At 64.6% G+C, this 17,872-nt stretch carries 15 protein-coding genes; 8 read left to right on the forward strand and 7 right to left on the reverse strand.

All coding sequences use genetic code 11. The annotated features are described in order from the left end of the window. Nucleotides 1-344: 344 nt before the first annotated feature. From ABE493_RS05930 to yidD, 3 genes are read right to left on the reverse strand one after another with little or no spacing between them, the layout of a single operon-like run. On the reverse strand, nucleotides 345-1,196 hold the full coding sequence (locus ABE493_RS05930; protein ID WP_346498024.1) for a M23 family metallopeptidase: 852 nt from the start codon (nucleotides 1,194-1,196) through the stop codon (nucleotides 345-347). After that, the gene (locus ABE493_RS05935; RefSeq protein ID WP_346498025.1) at nucleotides 1,196-2,542 is read right to left on the reverse strand and encodes a dihydroorotase; all 1,347 of its coding nucleotides are present in this window, start codon (nucleotides 2,540-2,542) and stop codon (nucleotides 1,196-1,198) included. The genes ABE493_RS05930 and ABE493_RS05935 overlap by 1 nt, the downstream gene beginning before the upstream one ends. Nucleotide 2,543: 1 nt before the next feature. Further along, nucleotides 2,544-2,816 (reverse strand): membrane protein insertion efficiency factor YidD, encoded by a 273-nt coding sequence (gene yidD / locus ABE493_RS05940; RefSeq protein WP_346498026.1) that lies wholly within the window; start codon nucleotides 2,814-2,816, stop codon nucleotides 2,544-2,546. Between the two features lie 259 nt (nucleotides 2,817-3,075). Between yidD and dksA the strand changes: the two genes are divergently transcribed. Together dksA and ABE493_RS05950 are read left to right on the forward strand one after the other, a co-directional pair. After that, on the forward strand, nucleotides 3,076-4,221 hold the full coding sequence (dksA, locus tag ABE493_RS05945) for an RNA polymerase-binding protein DksA (RefSeq protein WP_346498027.1): 1,146 nt from the start codon (nucleotides 3,076-3,078) through the stop codon (nucleotides 4,219-4,221). Nucleotides 4,222-4,283: 62 nt separating this feature from the next. Further along, nucleotides 4,284-4,736, forward strand: coding sequence for a nucleoside deaminase (locus ABE493_RS05950; protein WP_346498028.1), 453 nt, complete (start codon nucleotides 4,284-4,286; stop codon nucleotides 4,734-4,736). Nucleotides 4,737-4,751: 15 nt separating this feature from the next. On the opposite strand, the gene ABE493_RS05955 is transcribed toward ABE493_RS05950, so the two are convergent. Continuing rightward, nucleotides 4,752-5,435, reverse strand: coding sequence for a TetR/AcrR family transcriptional regulator (locus ABE493_RS05955; protein WP_346498029.1), 684 nt, complete (start codon nucleotides 5,433-5,435; stop codon nucleotides 4,752-4,754). Between the two features lie 400 nt (nucleotides 5,436-5,835). Between ABE493_RS05955 and ABE493_RS05960 the strand changes: the two genes are divergently transcribed. After that, nucleotides 5,836-7,305: a carbohydrate porin gene (locus ABE493_RS05960; RefSeq protein WP_346498030.1), complete on the forward strand. Its 1,470-nt coding sequence runs from the start codon at nucleotides 5,836-5,838 to the stop codon at nucleotides 7,303-7,305. A gap of 181 nt (nucleotides 7,306-7,486) precedes the next feature. Next, nucleotides 7,487-9,808 (forward strand): beta-glucosidase, encoded by a 2,322-nt coding sequence (locus ABE493_RS05965; protein WP_346498031.1) that lies wholly within the window; start codon nucleotides 7,487-7,489, stop codon nucleotides 9,806-9,808. Between the two features lie 60 nt (nucleotides 9,809-9,868). On the opposite strand, the gene ABE493_RS05970 is transcribed toward ABE493_RS05965, so the two are convergent. The 3 genes from ABE493_RS05970 to cysS all read right to left on the reverse strand — a co-directional run bounded on the left by ABE493_RS05970 (nucleotide 9,869) and on the right by cysS (nucleotide 13,120). Further along, nucleotides 9,869-11,104: an MFS transporter gene (locus tag ABE493_RS05970; RefSeq protein WP_346498032.1), complete on the reverse strand. Its 1,236-nt coding sequence runs from the start codon at nucleotides 11,102-11,104 to the stop codon at nucleotides 9,869-9,871. Then, the gene (locus tag ABE493_RS05975) at nucleotides 11,101-11,538 is read right to left on the reverse strand and encodes a SufE family protein (RefSeq protein WP_346498033.1); all 438 of its coding nucleotides are present in this window, start codon (nucleotides 11,536-11,538) and stop codon (nucleotides 11,101-11,103) included. The genes ABE493_RS05970 and ABE493_RS05975 overlap by 4 nt, the downstream gene beginning before the upstream one ends. A 214-nt stretch (nucleotides 11,539-11,752) precedes the next feature. Then, entirely contained in the window at nucleotides 11,753-13,120 is a 1,368-nt protein-coding gene (gene cysS / locus ABE493_RS05980; RefSeq protein WP_346498034.1) for a cysteine--tRNA ligase, read from the reverse strand. Nucleotides 13,121-13,284: 164 nt separating this feature from the next. Here cysS and ABE493_RS05985 point away from each other — a divergent pair, with 164 nt between their 5' ends. The 4 genes from ABE493_RS05985 (at nucleotide 13,285) to ABE493_RS06000 (ending at nucleotide 17,806) form a co-directional block, all read left to right on the forward strand. After that, nucleotides 13,285-13,836, forward strand: a complete 552-nt coding sequence (locus ABE493_RS05985; RefSeq protein WP_346498035.1) for a hypothetical protein — start codon at nucleotides 13,285-13,287, stop codon at nucleotides 13,834-13,836. Between the two features lie 302 nt (nucleotides 13,837-14,138). Further along, nucleotides 14,139-15,149 carry an N-acetylornithine carbamoyltransferase gene (locus tag ABE493_RS05990; protein ID WP_346498036.1) on the forward strand — a complete coding sequence of 337 codons (1,011 nt, stop codon included), beginning with the start codon at nucleotides 14,139-14,141 and terminating at the stop codon, nucleotides 15,147-15,149. Nucleotides 15,150-15,297: 148 nt separating this feature from the next. Next, nucleotides 15,298-16,488 carry an argininosuccinate synthase gene (locus tag ABE493_RS05995; protein WP_346498037.1) on the forward strand — a complete coding sequence of 397 codons (1,191 nt, stop codon included), beginning with the start codon at nucleotides 15,298-15,300 and terminating at the stop codon, nucleotides 16,486-16,488. A 220-nt stretch (nucleotides 16,489-16,708) separates the two neighbouring features. Beyond that, entirely contained in the window at nucleotides 16,709-17,806 is a 1,098-nt protein-coding gene (locus tag ABE493_RS06000) for an acetylornithine deacetylase (protein WP_346498038.1), read from the forward strand. Nucleotides 17,807-17,872 lie beyond the last annotated feature (66 nt).

Genomic DNA, 17,872 nt, shown 5'->3' on the forward strand with positions numbered 1-17,872 from the left:
ACGCTGCTCCTGTAGAGCCGAGCCATGCTCGGCTGAGGCGCTACCGGTGAAACTCCTGCCGAGCATGGCTCGGCACTACAGGTGGAGCTCTTGCCGAGCCATGCTCGGCACTGCGCTCCCTCCCTTGCGCCGAAGGCGTAGGGGAGGGCTGGGGAGGGGTGCTTTGTGCTGTTGATCCATGAGCTTCGCGGCTTACGCCGCTCCCACAAGCAGTGCTGGGAATGCCCTTGTAGAGCCGAGCCATGCTCGGCTGAGGCTCTACCGGTGAAGCCCTTGCCGAGCATGGCTCGGCACTACAGGTGAAGCTTCTGCCGAGCATGGTTCGGCGTTACCGTTCGTTGGCTTTATTTGCCGCGTTCCAGCACCAGCAGCGGGTCGATGCGGGTGTCGAACCAGTTCATGCCCCAGTGCAGGTGCGGGCCGGTCGCTCGGCCGGTTGCACCCACCGCGGCGATGTTCTGCCCTTGCTCGATCCTGTCACCAACCTTCACGTCGATCCGCGACAGGTGCAGGAAGTTGGAGCTGATACCAAAGCCATGGTCCAGTACCAAGGTGCCGCCGGTGAGGTACAGGTCGGGGTTGGCGAAGGTGACGATGCCTGCCGCCGGCGCTTTCACCGGGGTGCCGGTGGGTACGGCGATATCCATGCCGGAGTGGCCGCTGCCCGGTTGCCCGTTGTAGACGCGGGCATTGCCGAAGCGGCCGCTGATGCGGCCCTGCACCGGCCAGATGAAGGTCTGGGTGAAGTCGGTGCGGTTGTCGTCACGCTTGCGCGATTCGGTCACCAACGCCTGTTCGCGGGCGATGCGCTCGGCAATTGCCGGTGGCGGATTCACCGTCTTCGGCGGCACGCCGTTGACGCGTTCCACCGGCCAGTCACGCGGGCTCACCGTGATCGACACGGTTTCGCTGCCGCCATCCGGGCGCTGTACCTGTACCTGCAGCGGGCCCTTTTCGTCGCGACCGATGCCGAACACCACGCTGCCATAGCCGCTCACCCGCAGCTCGCGACCGCCGTAGCGGACCGAGCTGCCGGCCGGCACCTTGCCGATTACCAAGGCGCCCTGCGAGGTGCTGGCGGGGAATACGACGCGGTTGTCGAGCAGGTTGCCGATGCCGTCCTGGGCCTGCGCGCTGGGCGCAGGCAACAGCGGCGCTGCCAGCAGCAGCGCGCCCATCATCAAGACAGCACGCATCAGCGGTCGTAGGTCATGCGCTGGCCGGCCGGTGCGCCGACCAGCTTGCTGCCGTCCCATACCTGCTGGCCGTTCACCCAGGTGGAGGCGATGCGCGACTGGAAGGTGGTGCCTTCAAACGGGGACCAGCCGCACTTGGACAGCACGTCCTCGCGCTTGACCGTGAACGGTACGTCCTCGACCAGTACCAGGTCAGCGAAGTAACCCTCACGCAGGAAGCCGCGTTCTTCCACGTCGAACAGCTGCGCCGGGGCATGGGCGAATTTCTGCACCACCTGTTCGCGGGTCAGCTTGCCTTCGTGCACGCGTTCCAGCACCGCGACCAGTGCGTACTGCACCAGTGGCAGGCCGGACGGTGCCTGCGCGTAGGGCTTCTGCTTCTCTTCCCAGGTGTGCGGGGCGTGGTCGGTGGCGAGTACGTCGAGCACGTCATCGGCCAGCGCGGCGGTGATCGCCTCGCGGTCGGACACTTCCTTGATCGCCGGGTTGCACTTGATCAGGTTGCCCTTGGTCGCATAGTCCGGGCGCGCGAAATGCAGGAAGTGCACGCAGGTCTCGGCGGTGATCTGCTTGCGGCTGCCGTCGGCGCGGATCAGTGGGCCTTTCTCGAACAGCGCCAGCTCATCGGCGGTGGAGATGTGCAGCACGTGCAGGCGGGTGCCGTGCTTGCGTGCCAGCGACATCGCCAGGCGGGTGGACTTGATGCAGGCTTCGCGCGAGCGGATGTCCGGGTGCATGTCCGGGGTCAGCGCGTCGCCGTACTTTTCCTGGAAGGCCTTCAGGTTGGCGTCGATCATCGGCGTGTCTTCGCAATGCGTGATGATCGGCGTGGGGCATTCGCGGAAGATCGCGTCCAGGGTTTCCGGGTTGTCGACCAGCATGTTGCCGGTGGATGCGCCCATGAACACCTTCACGCCCGGCGCCTTCTTCGGGTCGAGCACGCGGATGGCTTCCAGGTTGTCGTTGCTGGCGCCGTGGTAGAAACCGTAGTTGGCCCAGGCGCGGCCCTTGGCCAGTTCGTACTTGGCTTCCAGGATGGTCGAATCCAGGGTCGGCGGGTTGGTGTTGGGCATGTCCATGAAGCTGGTCAGGCCACCGGCAACCGCTGCTGCCGACTCGCTGGCGATGTCACCCTTGTGGGTCAGGCCCGGCTCGCGGAAGTGAACCTGGTCGTCGATCATCCCCGGCAGCAGCCAGCGCCCGGCCGCGTCCACCACCTGCTCGCCTTCGCGCGGGGTCAGGCCGCTGCCGATCTGCGCGATACGGTCGTTTTCGATGCGCAGGTCACCGTCGAAGGTGCGGCCTTCGTTGACCATGCGGGCATTGCGGATAAGCGTGGATGACATGTCAGTGTTTTCCTGTACAGCGGCAAGAAGGGGAATCGGCGCGCTCCGGGACCGGATCCAGCCCGCCCGGGTGGAACGGGTGGCAACGCCCCAGTCGGCGCAGGGTAAGCCAACACCCCCGTAGCGGCCCGTGTATACGGATCGCGTCCATGGAGTATTCCGAGCAACTGGGATAGAAACGACAGCGCGGCCCGAGCAGGGGGCTGATGAAGCGCTTGTAGGAGCGCAGTACGGCAATGAGGAGGCGGCCGATCACCGGTAAATGATAAGCCACTTGGCAAGCGAGCAGGATTTGTCGCAGGATGCGGGATGGCGCCGGTAAAGACTACGTGCTTTCCGCCGCCAGCCAGGGGCGATGGCGCGCCTGGTTACGTTCCGAACTGCGCGAAACGGTCCGGTGACGCCACCGGACCGGTACTGCACGGGTCGGGCATCCGTTCACATACGGTGCCCGGCGCGGTTGCTGCTGCTGGTCGGGTAGGCTATAAAGGCCCGCTTTCCCGGGCCCCGGGGGAAACAAGGAAGAGCGTTTCGTGGCTGCTAAAAAACCTGCAAAAAAGGCCGTCAAGGTCGCCAAGAAAACCGCCAAACCTGTAGTCAAGAAGGCGGCGTCCAAGCCGGTTGCAAGCAAGCCGGTCGCCAAGGCTGCCAAGCCGGCAGCGAAGAAGGCGCCCGCCACCAAGGCGGTTGCCAAGAAAACGCCAGTCAAGAAGGCGGCTGCTACCAGCAAGCCCGTAGCCAAGAAGGCTGCGGTTAAGACGGTAGTCGCTAAAAAGGCCGCCCCTCCTGCCAACAAGGCCGCGGTCAAAAAGGTGACCAAGCCGGTTGCCGCGCCAGTTGCCAAGAAAGCAGCTGCGCCGGTTGCCAAGGCCACCAAGCCCGTTGCCAAGCCTGTCGTCAAGAAGGTGGCCGAACCTGTAGCCACCAAAACGCTCAAGACTCCTGCAAAACCCGTGGTCAAGTCCGTACCGAAGCCAGCTGCAAAGCCGGCGGCGGCCAAGTCTGTCCCGGTCGAAGTCGCCAAGACGGCCCCAGCTCCGGCACCTGTGCCGGCCGCTGCCAAGCCGGCCCCAACGGCCAAGGCCCCGCAATCCAAGAATCCCGTGCCTGTTTCGAAATCCAACGTCAAAACTCCCGTCAAATCCACCGCTCCTGTCGCCGTCCGTCCAGTGGGCAAGGTTGCAGTTGCTGTAACCGCGCGTTCGACCGCTCCGGCACCGCGCAGCAAGTACAAGGTTGTCGAATACGACACCGATGAGGCCACCGGCCGTCCGATCCTGCCCGCCGGCTACAAGCCCAGTGCAGATGAGGAGTACATGAGCACGCTGCAGCAGGAGTATTTCCGCCAGCGCCTGTTGAACTGGCGTGCGGACCTGGTCGAGGAATCGAAGCAGACCATCGAAAACCTGCGCGACGAAGTGCGTGACATCGGCGATGAAGCCGAGCGTGCCACCCGCGAGACTGAGAACTCGCTGGAACTGCGTACCCGCGACCGCTACCGCAAGCTGATCGGCAAGATCGACAGCACGCTCAAGCGTCTGGAAGCCGGTGATTATGGCTTCTGCGTCGATACCGGCGAAGACATTGGTCTGGATCGCCTGGAAGCCCGTCTCACCGCCGAGCGCACGATTGATGCGCAGGAGCGTTGGGAGCACCTGCAGAAGCAGCAGGGCGACTGATCTACGCGTTTGCTGTACCCGAAAACCCCGCTGCGGCGGGGTTTTCTTTTTGGGAGAAAACCATGTCCTTAGAAACCCATATGCGTCGCGCGCTGGCCCTGGCCCGCGACAACATCGCCGCCGGCGGGCGTCCGTTCGGCGCCGTGCTGGTCAAGGACGGACAGGTGCTTGCCGAAGCGGCCAACAGCATCCACGCCAGCCATGACCCTACCGATCACGCCGAGATGCGCGCCATACGCCTGGCCAGCGCCGCGTTGGCCAGCCCGCGTCTGCAGGGTTGCGTGATCTATGCCAGCGGCCATCCCTGTCCAATGTGCCTGGCTGCGATGTATCTCAGCGGCATCGAGCAGGCCTGGTTTGCCTATGGCAACGAGGAAGGGCAGGCCTATGGGCTTTCCACCGCTGCGGTGTATCAGCGCCTGGCGCAGGGGCCGCAGGCGCCCGGGTCCGGTCTGCAGCAGCTGCGTCCGCAGGACGAGCGGGGGCTGTATGCCGAATGGGCTGCAGCGCAGTAGCGCGAGACGGGTTGTTCAGTGCGCCGCGATGGCGCGCTGCAGGCGCTCCACGTAGCGCTCAAAATGCTCACCCAGGTCCGCCTTGTCCGGGTGCCGCAGCCATAGCAGTTGCAGGCCGTCCATCATCGACACCAGCTCGGCGGCAATCTGCGCGGGATCGACGGTGGCGAGGATATCGCCGGCCTGCTGGGCATGCCGCACGCTGCGCGTGATCAGCTCCAGCATCAGCGCGGCGCGTTGATGGAACCAGGCTTGGGCGGGGTGGTCTTGGCTCAGGCTTTCAGCGTTGAGCAGCGAAAATGCCTTGATGACGCCGGGGATCGAGGTGTTGGCGCGGTTCACCACGCGCAGCTGTTCCAGCAGCACCGGCCACGGCAGCGGCGGCCCGGCAGCCGCTTGCTCCAATGTCAGGCCCTGCGTGAGGCCGGGCAGCCGTGGGCTGCGTTGATCGCGCATGTCCAGCACCGCCAGCAGCATGTCGGTCTTGCTGGGGAAGTAATGCAGCAGGCCTGGCAAGGTCAGCCCGACCTGGGCGGCCACTTCGCCGATGGATGCATTGCTGTAGCCGTCGCGCGCGAATACCTGCATTGCCGCGTCCAGGATCTGTTGGCGCCGCCTGTCGCCCTTCGGCGAGCGTCGGCGTGCCTGCGTAGTGCGCGATGACGTGGGTAGCGGGGTGGCCAAAAGCGTGGCTCGCAAGGGCGGTTGCTGCGCAGTGTAAGCGCGCCTGCGTCGTTTGCTGCAAGCCACAAAGCTGTACCCCTGTCACAGTTTTTGACAAACCTACCAACAGCTAGGTTTACTGCGGCCGCGTCACCGGATCGGCTGCTGGCGGATTGCCAGCCAGCCAACTGATCGCCTGCCTGCGAATGAGCATGAAGGGCATCGCGCAGGCGTCTTGCCCACCCGACCACTGCATCGCCGGCCGTGCCGACCGACGCAACTGGCAGGCCTGCGAACGAAGGACAAGCAAGCACAAAGGGGGCGGCAGGAGGCAATAGCGGGGTGATCACTTGGGTGATCGCGCGTAAGCGGTATGTGAGCGGGCGGTGGCTGCGCTGGCATCGGCCTCTCTCCATCAATCTGGGAGGGCAAGACAATGAAGAAGTGCTGTAAAGGCAGGCGCTGCACCGTCATCAACGCGATGGTGTTGGGCAGCTGCCTGGGCTTTTTCGCGACATCGGCCAGTGCAGAAGCCGTCGAGGCGTCCGCCACTGTGGAGGCCGGCGAAACACGCGATGCAGGGCAGCAGGGTGAGGTGGTCACCGCTGCAGCCCTAGAGGGAGCCGCTACCGTCGATGCGGCCAAACAGGCGCTACCCGACGTCGGCCAGCAAACGCCGGCACAACCGACCTGCCACAACTACGACGAATTCGTCAGCCGCGGTTCCGAATCGCCCATCATCACCACCTGCGAAACCCTGTCGCCGACGCTGCTGGGCCTGCGGCCCAAGCTCTACGACAAGGGTTGGATGTTCATGGGTTTCTACAGTGCATCGGAAACCTACGATCTGCGTGGCCAGGAAGCCCGCCCACAGATGTACAACGGCCAGCGGCCGAGCTTCAGCGGCACCCTGGTGACCATCACCACCTACGATCTGTCGCGACTGGGCTGGTGGTGGGACCGCTCACAGCTGACCTTCGAAGCCAATAGCTGGCGTACCGTCTATCGCGATTCCGGCCTGAATGATGATCTGTCGGTGGCGCAGCTGTCGGTGCAGCAGGAGTTCGCCAAGGGCCGGGTGCGTATTCAATACGGCTACTACGGCATGCTGGGTCAGTTCGTTGGTCTGTTCCTGGGTGCCAGTACGGCGTCCTCGGCGCTGGGCCCGACCAGCATCATCCCCAACCTGGCCGGCATGGCGGCGTTCAAGCCGGTGCCCGGCTTCGACATCCGCCTGTATTCCAAGGATGGCCGCTTCTACGACCACTTCGGTGTGGCGCGCTCGCAGAGCCCGGACGGGTTTCTGGCTGACAGCAAGGAAAACCCGTCAGGCTTGAAGTGGAGCGTGGACGGTGCAAAGCCGATCTACGTCAATGAAATCGGCTACCGGGTGGCGTCCAGCGCCGATACCCGCATGACCTGGATCCGCCAGGGCAGCCTGTACAACCGCACGCGGTACAACGATTTCAGCAAGCCCGCGCAGAAAGGCCAGAACCACGCCTACTACCTGATCGCCGATTACCAGTTCACCCAGCCCGACAAGTCAATGCCCTACCGCGGCTGGTACTTCAACGTGAAAGGCAATTACGCGGCGCCGGAGCACAACATTTTCAGTTCCGACTATGCGCTGACGCTGTACAGCCTGGCGCCGTTTGCCTCGCGCCCGGGTGACATGGTGTCCATCGGCTATACCCGCAACGAGGTCAGCAAGGACGCGGTGAACTACCTGCGCAGCTTGGGCATGGACCCGGTGCGTTTCAGTTCCAGTAGCTCGCTGTCGTATGCGTTGCGTGCGGCGCGCGGCATCTACTGGGTCAATACCCTGAGCTATACGCGCAACCCGGTGATCACCCAGCAGCACCCGGACGCGATGAACCTGCAAAGCCAATTGACGTTCTCGTTCTGAACCGGCCGCGGCGATTGCATTGGCCGTGGCATTGGCACCTCGGCAGACAGTCGCCACTGAACCGGCGGTCATTGCTGGCCCCGCGGTTGCGGTGCGCAGGCAATCGCGCGCCCGGCAAACCCATCGCAACTTTCACACAAGCTGCGCCCCGCGACTGCGTCGGCGCCATAAGGAGATCCGCATGGCAACACTGCACAGAACGCAACACCTGGCGCCGATGGTGGCCGGCATCATGCTGGCGCTGGCCCTGACAGCCACGGCACAGGCAAAGGAACTGCCCAAGCTGGGCCAAGCCCCGCTGCAGCAGCTGGTAGCGGCACTGACCGTGGAAGAGAAGATCGCTCTGGTCACCGGCCAGGGCATGGTTTTCCCCGGTTTGCCGGATGACATGCAGGCGCCGGTGGTGGGCGCCATCGAGGACCACGTGCCCGGTGCCGCCGGCGCCACGGTAGCGGTGCCGCGGCTTGGCATTCCCTCGCTGGTGCTGTCTGATGGCCCGGCCGGTGTGCGTATCAACCCGACCCGCAAGAATGCGCCGGGCAAAACCTTCCATGCCACGGCCTTCCCGATCGGCAGTGCGTTGGCCAGCAGCTGGGACACGGCCCTGGTACGCGAGGTGGGGTCGGCCATCGCCGACGAGGCCGCTGCCTACGCCATCGATGTGATGCTCACCCCGGCGATGAACATCCATCGCTATCCGTTGGGTGGGCGCAATTTCGAGTACTACTCGGAAGACCCGGTGGTGACCGGCGAGACTGCAGCGGCGCTGGTGCAGGGCCTGCAGGACCGCGGTGTCGGCGCCTCGGTGAAACACTTTGCGGTGAACAACCACGAGTGGAACCGCAACACCATCAATGCGCGGGTGGATGAGCGGGCATTGCGCGAGATCTACCTCAAGGGCTTTGCGATCGCGATGCACAAAGGGCAGCCGTGGACGGTGATGTCCAGCTACAACAAGCTCAACGGTAGCTACACCTCGGAAAGTACGTGGCTGCTGAGCGACGTGCTGCGCACGCAATGGGGCTACCAGGGCCTGGTGATGACCGACTGGTTCGGCGGCAAGGATGCAGTTGCACAGATGCGTGCCGGCAACGAGCTGTTGATGCCCGGCACCGGCAGCCAGCGCAAGGTGCTGAGTGCGGCGCTGGCCGATGGCACGCTGGATGAGCGCGTGCTCGACCGCAACGTGACGCGGGTGCTGGAGCTGGTGCTGCGCAGCCACGCATTCAAACAGGCGCCACATTCGGACGCACCGGACCTGCGTGGCAATGCGACGATCTCGCGGCGTGCCGCAACCCAGGGCATGGTGCTGCTCAAGAACGATGCTGCGACCCTGCCACTGGCGGCGGCTTCGCGGCTGGCGATACTCGGCCATGGCAGTTACGAGGTGATCACCGGCGGCACCGGCAGTGGCGACGTCAACAAGGCCTATGCAATCCCGTTGGCGCAGGGTCTGCAGAATGCAGGCTTCAGCAATGCCGCAGGCTTGGGCGAACGCTACGCCAGCTACATTGCCGAGCAGACGCCGAAGCTGCCGACCACATTGTGGTACCTGCCCAAGGCGCGGGTCCCGGAACGGGCCGTGGATGCGAACGAACTTGCGCAACTGGCGCGACAGCGGGATGTCGCCGTGGTCACCATCGGCCGCGGCTCAGGCGAGTTTGTAGACCGCAAGCTGGAGAACGATTTCCAGCTCAGCGACGCCGAGCGCGCGTTGCTGCAGGCTACTTCCACGGCGTTTCATGCGCAGGGCAAGAAGGTCGTGGTGGTGCTCAATATCGGCGGAGTGATGGAAACGGCAAGCTGGAGGGATCTTGCCGATGCGATCCTGCTGGCCTGGCAGCCCGGCCAGGAAGCCGGCAACGCGGTAGCCGATGTGTTGTCCGGCGCGGTGAACCCGTCCGGCAAGCTGACCGATACCTTCGCCATCAACCTGGCCGATTACCCTGCCGCCGAGGGCTTCCCCGGCAAGGTGCTGCTAGGCCCGGACCCCAACGCAAAATCCCTCTTTGGCGAGATCGCGCGCGAGGCCGAGGTGGAATACCGCGACAGCATCTGGGTGGGCTACCGCCATTTCGATACACGCAAGGTGGACGTGGCCTATCCGTTCGGGTTTGGCCTGTCCTACACCGACTTCGGCTATAGCGACCTGAAGGTGGAGGCGGGTGCGCAGGGGCCGGTACGCGCCAGCGTGAAGGTCACCAATACCGGCAGGGTGGCCGGGCGCGAGGTCGCGCAGGTCTATGTCTCGGCACCGGCATCATTGCTGCAGAAGCCGGCGCAGGAGTTGCGGGCCTTCGCAAAAACCACGTTGTTGCAGCCCGGGCAGTCGCAGGTGCTGCAGTTCCAGATAGAGGGCAAGGACCTGGCCTCGTTCAATCCAGAGCTGGGCCGCTGGGTGGCGGACAAGGGGCGTTACAGCCTGCGGGTAGGGGCTTCGTCGCGCGATATCCGTGCGCAGCAGAGCTTCGACAAGGCCGAAGCCAGCAACTACACGCCGTGAGGCGTCCGGTTGGCTGAAGGTGATTGCCGGGGCCGGTTTCAGTGCCGGCCCCGGTGATGATTACAGATCCTGCAGGTTGTCCAGCTTGCGCAGCTGCGGTGCTTTCCAAGCGGTGATGGCGGCAACGCCCAATACCGCGCAGCCGCCGATCACCACCGCAGGCACCAGACCCAGCAGTCGCGCCATGCTGCCACCGTAGAACGCGCCCAGTTCGTTGGATGAGCTGATGAAGATGCCGTTGATCGAGGAGACGCGGCCGCGCATGTCGTCGGGCGTCACCAACTGCATGATGGTTGAGCGCACCACTACCGACACGCCATCGCAGGCGCCGTAGAACAGCAGGATGGCCGCCGACAGCCAGAAACTCTGCGACAGGCCAAAGGCGATCACGCACAGGCCGAAGCCGGCCACCGCAAACAGCAATACCCGGCCAGCATTGCGGCGCAGCGGATGTCGGGCCAGCCACAGGCCCACGCAGATCGAGCCCAGCGCAGGTGCCGCGCGCAGGATGCCCAGTCCTTCCGGGCCGTAGTGCAGGATTTCCTGGATGAAGGCCGGCAGCATCGCCACCACCCCGCCAAGCAGTACCGAAAACATGTCCAGCGCCATCGCGCCGAGCATGATCTGGTTGGACAGCACGAAACGGGCACCTTCGGCGATGCTGGCGAAGATAGGCGCGCGGCTCTGTGATGGCGCCGGTTCGCTGACCTTCAACGAGGCCAGTGCCGCCAGCGCCAGTACCGCCATGAACGCCGCCACGGCGTAGGACAGGCCTTTGCCGCCCACCGCGACCAGCACGCCACCGACGGCCGGGCCAAGCACCATGCCGGTCTGGAAAACGACGGTGCCAAAGCCGGCCCCGCGCGCGAACTGCTCGCGTGCCAATACACGCGCGAACAGTGCGTTGTAGACCGGTGACAGGAAGGCCCGCACCATGCCGGTCAGCGCTACCGCCAGATAGATCGGCCAGACGCCTTTGACCGGCAGCCAGCCGGTAGCTACGGCAACCAGCATAAGGGCGGTGGCGATCAGCCCCAGGCAGGCGGTCATGCCCAGCTTGCGGCGCGGCAGGTGGTCGACCAGATAGCCGGCAAACGGCGCCACGCAGAAGTAGGGCAGCACTTCGGCCAGGCCGATCAGGCCCAGCGAAAACGGATTGCGGGTGACTTCATAGATATGCCAGCCGACTGTGACCGCGACGATCTGGTAGGACAGCATGCCGGCAATGCGGTACAGCAGCAGCCGGGTGAAGCCGGGCTGGCGCAGCAGTTCGGCGATGGAGCCGGTGTTGCTCACTGCCTGGCTTGGGCGGTATCGCGAATGAAGGCCAGCATGGCGGCCAGGCCGTTGCTGCGGGTCGGCGACAGATGCTTGGCAAGGCCGATGGCGGACACGTAATCCGGATCGGTGGCCAGGATCTCGGCGGCCGAGCGGCCGGAGTACACGCGCAGGGCCAGGTAGATCAGGCCCGAGACAATGGCCGAATCGCTGATGGCATGGAACACAAGCTTGTCGGCGTCACCTTCGGGCACGATCCAGACCATGGACTGGCAGCCGAGCAGGCGGTTTTCCTCAGTCTTCCATTCTTCTGGAAGCGCGGGCAGCTTGCGACCGAGGTCGATCAGGTACTGGTAACGCTCGGACCAGTCACCGAAGAAGGAGAACTCCTCGGCAATGGCGGCCTGGGCTTCGGCGGGGGTGGGTTCGAGCGGGAAGGGGGAGTTGATCATTGTGGGTCCTGTGCTTGGCCGGTCGCCTTGCTGGCGATGGGCCTTGGAGTGGGGTGCTGGGAGGTCTCCCTCACCCCAACCCCTCTCCCGGTGGGAGAGGGGCTCAGTGCGCCGCGAGCCGGCGCCATGTGTGCAATTGCAGCTTCCGCTTTAGCCCCTCTCCCCCCGGGAGAGGGGTTGGGGAGAGGGTGAGGCGAGGCGGCGAAAGGAGGCCTCAGCCCCGCTTCCAGCGCACACCCTGCGGGGTGTCTTCCAGCACGATGTTCTCCGCAGCCAGCTGGTCGCGGATGGCATCGGCGCGGGCGAAGTCGCGGGCCTGCTTGGCGGCGATGCGTTCGTCGATCAGCGCCTGGATGCGGGCGTCGTCGCCGGCCTCGGCGCCGCGACCGAACCATTCGGCCGGTGCCTGCTGCAGCAGGCCCAGGGCCAGGCCGGCACCCAGCAGCTCGCGCTTCAGGCGTGCCTTGTCCTCGATGGACTCGGCCTTGCGCGCCTCGCTGGCGATGCGCGCCACTTCAGCCAAGGCCAGCGGCGTGTTGAGGTCGTCTTCCAGCGCCGCCTCGACACCAGCCGGAATCGCAGCTTCGGCATTCACTTCGACCAGGTCGCGCAATGTGCCGTACAGGCGGTCCAGGGTACGCACCGACTGTTCGATCAGCGTATCGGACCAGTCCAGCGGCTGCCGGTAGTGGGCCGACAGCAATGCATAGCGCAGCGCTTCCGGCGGATGCTTGCGCACCAGGTCGTGCACGCGCTCGATATTGCCGACCGACTTGCTCATCTTGGCGCCGCCAAAGTTGAGCATGCCGTTGTGCAGCCAGAAGCGGGCGAAGGTCTGCCCGCCATGGGCGCAGACACTCTGGGCGATCTCGTTCTCGTGGTGCGGGAACTGCAGGTCGACGCCGCCGGCGTGGATGTCGATGGTCGGGCCCAGGTGCGCGGCGGCCATCGCCGAGCACTCGATATGCCAGCCCGGGCGGCCACGGCCCCAGGGCGATTCCCAGCCCGGCAGGTCGTCGCTGGAAGGCTTCCACAGTACGAAATCGCCGGCTTCACGCTTGTAGGGGGCAACCTCGACGCGCGCACCGGCCAGCATTTCTTCCGGATCGCGGCGCGAAAGCTTGCCGTAATCGGCGAAGCTGCTGACCGAGAACAGCACGTGACCCTCGGCGGCATAGGCATGGCCGTTGGCGATCAGCTGCTCGATCATGGCGATGATCTGCGGGATATGCGCGGTGGCTTCGGGTTCGATATCCGGCGGCACCACGCCCAGTGCGGTCATGTCCTCGCGGTAGGCGGCGGCAAAACGGTCGGTTATGGCCGAGATCGGCACGCCCTGATCCTTGGCCGCGGCATTGATCTTGTCGTCAACGTCGGTGATGTTGCGGGCGTAGCGCAGATTGCCGTAGCGCCGGCGCAGCATGTCGGCCAGCACCCCGAACACCACCGGGCCGCGCGCATTGCCGATATGTACATAGTTGTAGACCGTGGGGCCGCACACATACAGGGTGGGGGCGGCGGGGTCGAGCGGAGCAAACGGCTCCAGCTGCCGCGTCAGGTTGTTGTGCAGGCGCAGGGTCATGGCAATCCGGGGGTAAGCGAACCTGACAATTCTAGCGGCCCGGGCCGGGCGGGGCATCCCCGGGCTGGGCAATACGCGTACGGATGGGTAATGTTCAGGCCCGGGGCAGCTGTGCTGCCTACACTAGTACCCACTGCCCGCGACCAGCCTTAGCCAAACTTTTGATGAAACCTGCTCCATTGCTGTCGATGATCTGCCTGTTGGCTGGCGCCGCTGTGCCCGCGCTTGCGCAGGAACCGGAGCAGCGCAATCGCGTGGTGATCATGGAAAACGTGCGCTACGACTACGCGCAGGTGCTCAACGTCGAGCCGGTGTTCCAGACCCTGCGCGCAAGCCGCACCGAGGAACACTGCGAGCCGGTGTCCACCCGCACGCTGGCGCCGGTGCAGGTCAAGGGTGAAGAAGACAAGGGCGGGTTCCGCCGCTTCTGGGACTCGGTGCGCGGCATTTTCAGCCACCAGGAAGGCCAGGAAGAAGAAATGGCGGTTGCACCGCAGGGCGGTGGCGGCTCAGCCGCGCTGCTGACCCCGGAATGCAAGATCGTGGAAGTGGGGCGCGAGTTCCGCCGGCCCATCGCCTACGACGTGGACTACGTCTACAAGGGCATCAAGTTCCGCTCGCGGCTGCCCGAAGACCCCGGCAACCGGCTCAAGCTGCGGGTGTCGATTACCCCGGATATCGGCCAGACACCGCCTGCCGCCACCAGCGGCCCGTGATGTTGCGCCGCGACACTTGCACAGGCCTGACCTGCGTGCGAGTATGGCTGACGATGAAAGCCACCAGCTTCCAGCACGAAAGCAGCACCGCCCGGATGGCCTCCGGCATGACGTCGCGTGCCCGCCGACCGGAATCCCACATAATCGCTGGGTGACCGGAGCTTCGTGCTGTCTGTTCGGAAAACCCAGCCCAGGCTGGGTTTTTTCGTTTCTGGTTCGCTAAAAGTTTCAAACGCAATGAGTCGCGCATTAGCGCATCCGCCCACCGGCGACGGTGGTTTTCCGCAATAAAGGAAGGATCGATGTCTCTGAAGCACTTTTTGAACACCCAGGACTGGAGCCGCGCCGAGCTCGACGCGCTGCTCACCCAGGCAGCGTTGTTCAAGCAGAACAAGCTGGGTGATGACCTGAAGGGCAAGTCGATCGCCCTGGTGTTCTTCAACCCGTCCATGCGTACCCGCACCAGCTTCGAGCTGGGCGCGTTCCAGCTGGGCGGGCATGCCGTGGTGCTGCAGCCGGGCAAGGATGCGTGGCCGATCGAGTTCAACCTCGGCACCGTGATGGACGGTGATACCGAAGAGCACATCGCCGAAGTGGCCAAGGTGCTGGGCCGGTACGTCGACCTGATCGGCGTGCGTGCGTTCCCGAAATTCGTGGACTGGAGCAAGGACCGCGAAGACCAGGTGCTCAAGAGCTTTGCCAAGTATTCGCCGGTGCCGGTCATCAACATGGAGACCATCACCCATCCGTGCCAGGAGCTGGCGCACATCATGGCGCTGCAGGAACATTTCGGCACCAGTGACCTGCGCGGCAAGAAATATGTGCTGACCTGGACCTACCACCCCAAGCCGCTGAACACCGCCGTGGCCAACTCGGCGCTGACCATCGCCACCCGCATGGGCATGGACGTGACCCTGCTGTGCCCGACCCCGGATTACATCCTGGACGAGCGCTACATGGGCTGGGCCGAGCAGAACGTGGCCGAGAGCGGCGGTTCGCTGCAGGTCAGCCACGACATCCGCAGCGCCTATACCGGCGCCGATGTGGTCTACGCCAAGAGCTGGGGCGCGCTGCCGTTCTTCGGCAACTGGGAGCCGGAAAAGCCGATCCGCGACCAGTACCAGCACTTCATCGTCGACGAAGCCAAGATGGCGCTGACCAACAACGGCGTGTTCAGCCACTGCCTGCCGCTGCGCCGCAACGTCAAGGCCACCGATGGCGTGATGGATTCGCCGCAATGCATTGCCATCAACGAAGCCGAGAATCGTCTGCATGTGCAGAAGGCGATCATGGCCGCAGTGATCGGCAAGTAATGCTTTAGTCCCTCTCCCGCCGGGAGAGGGGGTGGGGTGAGGGTAGTGCTCCTTGCTCCAGATGCATCCTCCTATTCGCCAACCCCCTCCCCAACCCCTCTCCCGATGGGGGAGGGGCTCAAAGATCAAAAGCAGAGATTCCTTCCCCATGAGCAAAGACATCGTCCTCGCCTTCTCCGGCGGCCTCGACACCAGCTTCTGCGTGCCTTACCTGCAGGAGCGCGGCTACAACGTGCACACCGTGTTTGCCGACACCGGCGGCGTGGATGCCGAAGAGCGTGATTTCATCGAGAAGCGTGCCGCCGAGCTGGGTGTCACCAGCCACGTCACCGTCGATGGTGGCCCGGCCATCTGGTCCGGCTTCGTCAAGCCGTTCGTATGGGCCGGTGAGGGTTACCAGGGCCAGTACCCGCTGCTGGTGTCCGACCGTTACCTGATCGTCGACGCTGCGCTCAAGCGCGCCGCCGAGCTGGGCACCAACATCATCGCCCACGGCTGCACCGGCATGGGCAACGACCAGGTGCGTTTCGACCTGGCAGTGAAGGCCCAGGGCGACTACCAGATCGTCGCGCCGATCCGCGAAATCCAGAAAGAGCACACCCAGACCCGCGCCTACGAGCAGAAGTACCTGGAAGCGCGTGGCTTCGGCGTGCGTGCCAAGCAGCAGGCCTACACCATCAACGAGAACCTGCTGGGCCTGACCATGTCCGGCGGCGAGATCGACAAGTGGGAAGCTCCGGGCGAAGGCGCACGTGGCTGGTGCGCACCGCGCAGCGCCTGGCCGATCGAGCCGCTGACCGTCACCTTGAAGTTTGTCGAAGGCGAAGCCGTTGCCATTGACGGCAAGGCGCTGCCGGGTGAGCAGATCCTGGCCAAGCTCAACAAGCTGTTCGCCCAGTACGGCGTTGGCCGTGGTGTTTACACCGGCGACACCGTGATCGGCCTGAAGGGCCGCATCGTGTTCGAAGCCCCGGGCCTGGTCTCGCTGCTGGCCGCGCACCGCGCGCTGGAAGACACCGTGCTGACCAAGCAGCAGAACCGCTTCAAGCCGGAAGTGGCGCGCAAGTGGGTGGAGCTGGTGTACGAAGGCTTCTACCACGACCCGCTCAAGGCCGACATCGAAGCCTTCCTGAAGGCCTCGCAGGCCAAGGTGACCGGCGAAGTGGTGCTGGAAACCCGCGGCGGCCGCGTTGATGCAGTGGCCGTGCGTTCGGAGCACATCCTCAACGCCAAGGGCGCAACCTATGCACAGTCGGCGGACTGGGGCGTGGAAGAAGCCGAAGGCTTCATCAAGCTGTTCGGCATGAGCTCCACGCTGTACGCGCAGGTAAACCGCTGATTGCTTGATGCGTGATGCTTAAAGCCCCTCTCCCGCGTGCGGGAGAGGGGTTGGGGTGAGGGGAGCTTCTGCCTTCGTTTGTTTTGCTTCTTTGCTTTTGCATTCAGGAGCAAAAAAAGCAAAAAGCAAAAGCTCCCCCCATCCGCCCTTCGGGCACCTTCCCCCGCATGCGGGAGAAGGGAAGCCTTTCGATCATTGCTGTGATTACCTGCTGCCCACCATGACCAACCTGCTCCAATCCACCCTCGATCACCTGGAAAAGCTGGTGTCCTACGACACCCGCAATCCGCCGCGTGCCATCACCACCGGTGGCATCTTTGATTACCTGCGCGACAACCTGCCGGGCTTCAATGTCGAAGTGATCGACCACGGCGCCGGTGCGGTCAGCTTTTACGCGGTGCGCGGCAATCCCAAATATCTATTCAACGTGCATCTGGACACCGTGCCGGATTCCCCGCACTGGTCGGCCGATCCGCACGTGATGCGGCGCCTGGACGACCGCGTTGTCGGCCTCGGTGTCTGCGACATCAAGGGCGCTGCCGCTGCGCTGGTGGCTGCCGCCAATCTGACCGATGGCGATGCCGCGTTCCTGTTCTCCAGTGACGAAGAAGCCAACGACCCGCGCTGCATCGCTGCCTTCCTGGCGCGTGGCATCGCGTACGAAGCGGTGATCGTCGCCGAGCCGACCATGAGCGAAGCAGTGCTCGCGCACCGTGGCATCAGCTCGGTGCTGATGAAGTTCCAGGGCCGCGCCGGCCATGCTTCGGGCAAGCAGGACCCTTCGGCCAGTGCGCTGCACCAGGCCATGCGTTGGGGCGGCAAGGCGCTGGATCATGTCGAGTCGCTGGCGCATGCGCGCTTTGGTGGCCTGACCGGGCTGCGCTTCAACATCGGCCGCGTCGAAGGCGGCATCAAGGCCAATATGATCGCGCCTGAAGCCGAGCTGCGGTTTGGTTTCCGGCCGCTGCCGTCGATGGATATCGACGCGCTGCTGGGCACCTTCGCCAGCTTCGCCGAGCCGCAGGCGGCGCACTTTGAAGAAACCTTCCGTGGCCCCAGCCTGCCGTCCGGTGATATCGCCCGCGCCGAAGAACGCCGTCTGGCCGCGCGCGACATCGCCGATGAACTGGGCCTGCCGATCGGCAACGCGGTGGACTTCTGGACCGAGGCCTCGCTGTTCTCGGCCGGTGGTTACACAACCATGGTGTACGGCCCCGGTGATATCGCCCAGGCCCACACCGCCGATGAGTTCGTGACGCTGGAGCAGTTGCAGCGTTACGCCGAGTCGGTGCTCCAGATTTTGCAGCGCGGCGCCTGAGCCGCGCGTGGCCCGGCGGCCCGCCGCCGGCTTCTTTTCGTGACCCGCAGGGTCGCTACGTAGATA

Source organism: Stenotrophomonas terrae (genome assembly GCF_039674165.1).
Taxonomy (GTDB): Bacteria; Pseudomonadota; Gammaproteobacteria; order Xanthomonadales; family Xanthomonadaceae; genus Stenotrophomonas; species Stenotrophomonas terrae_A.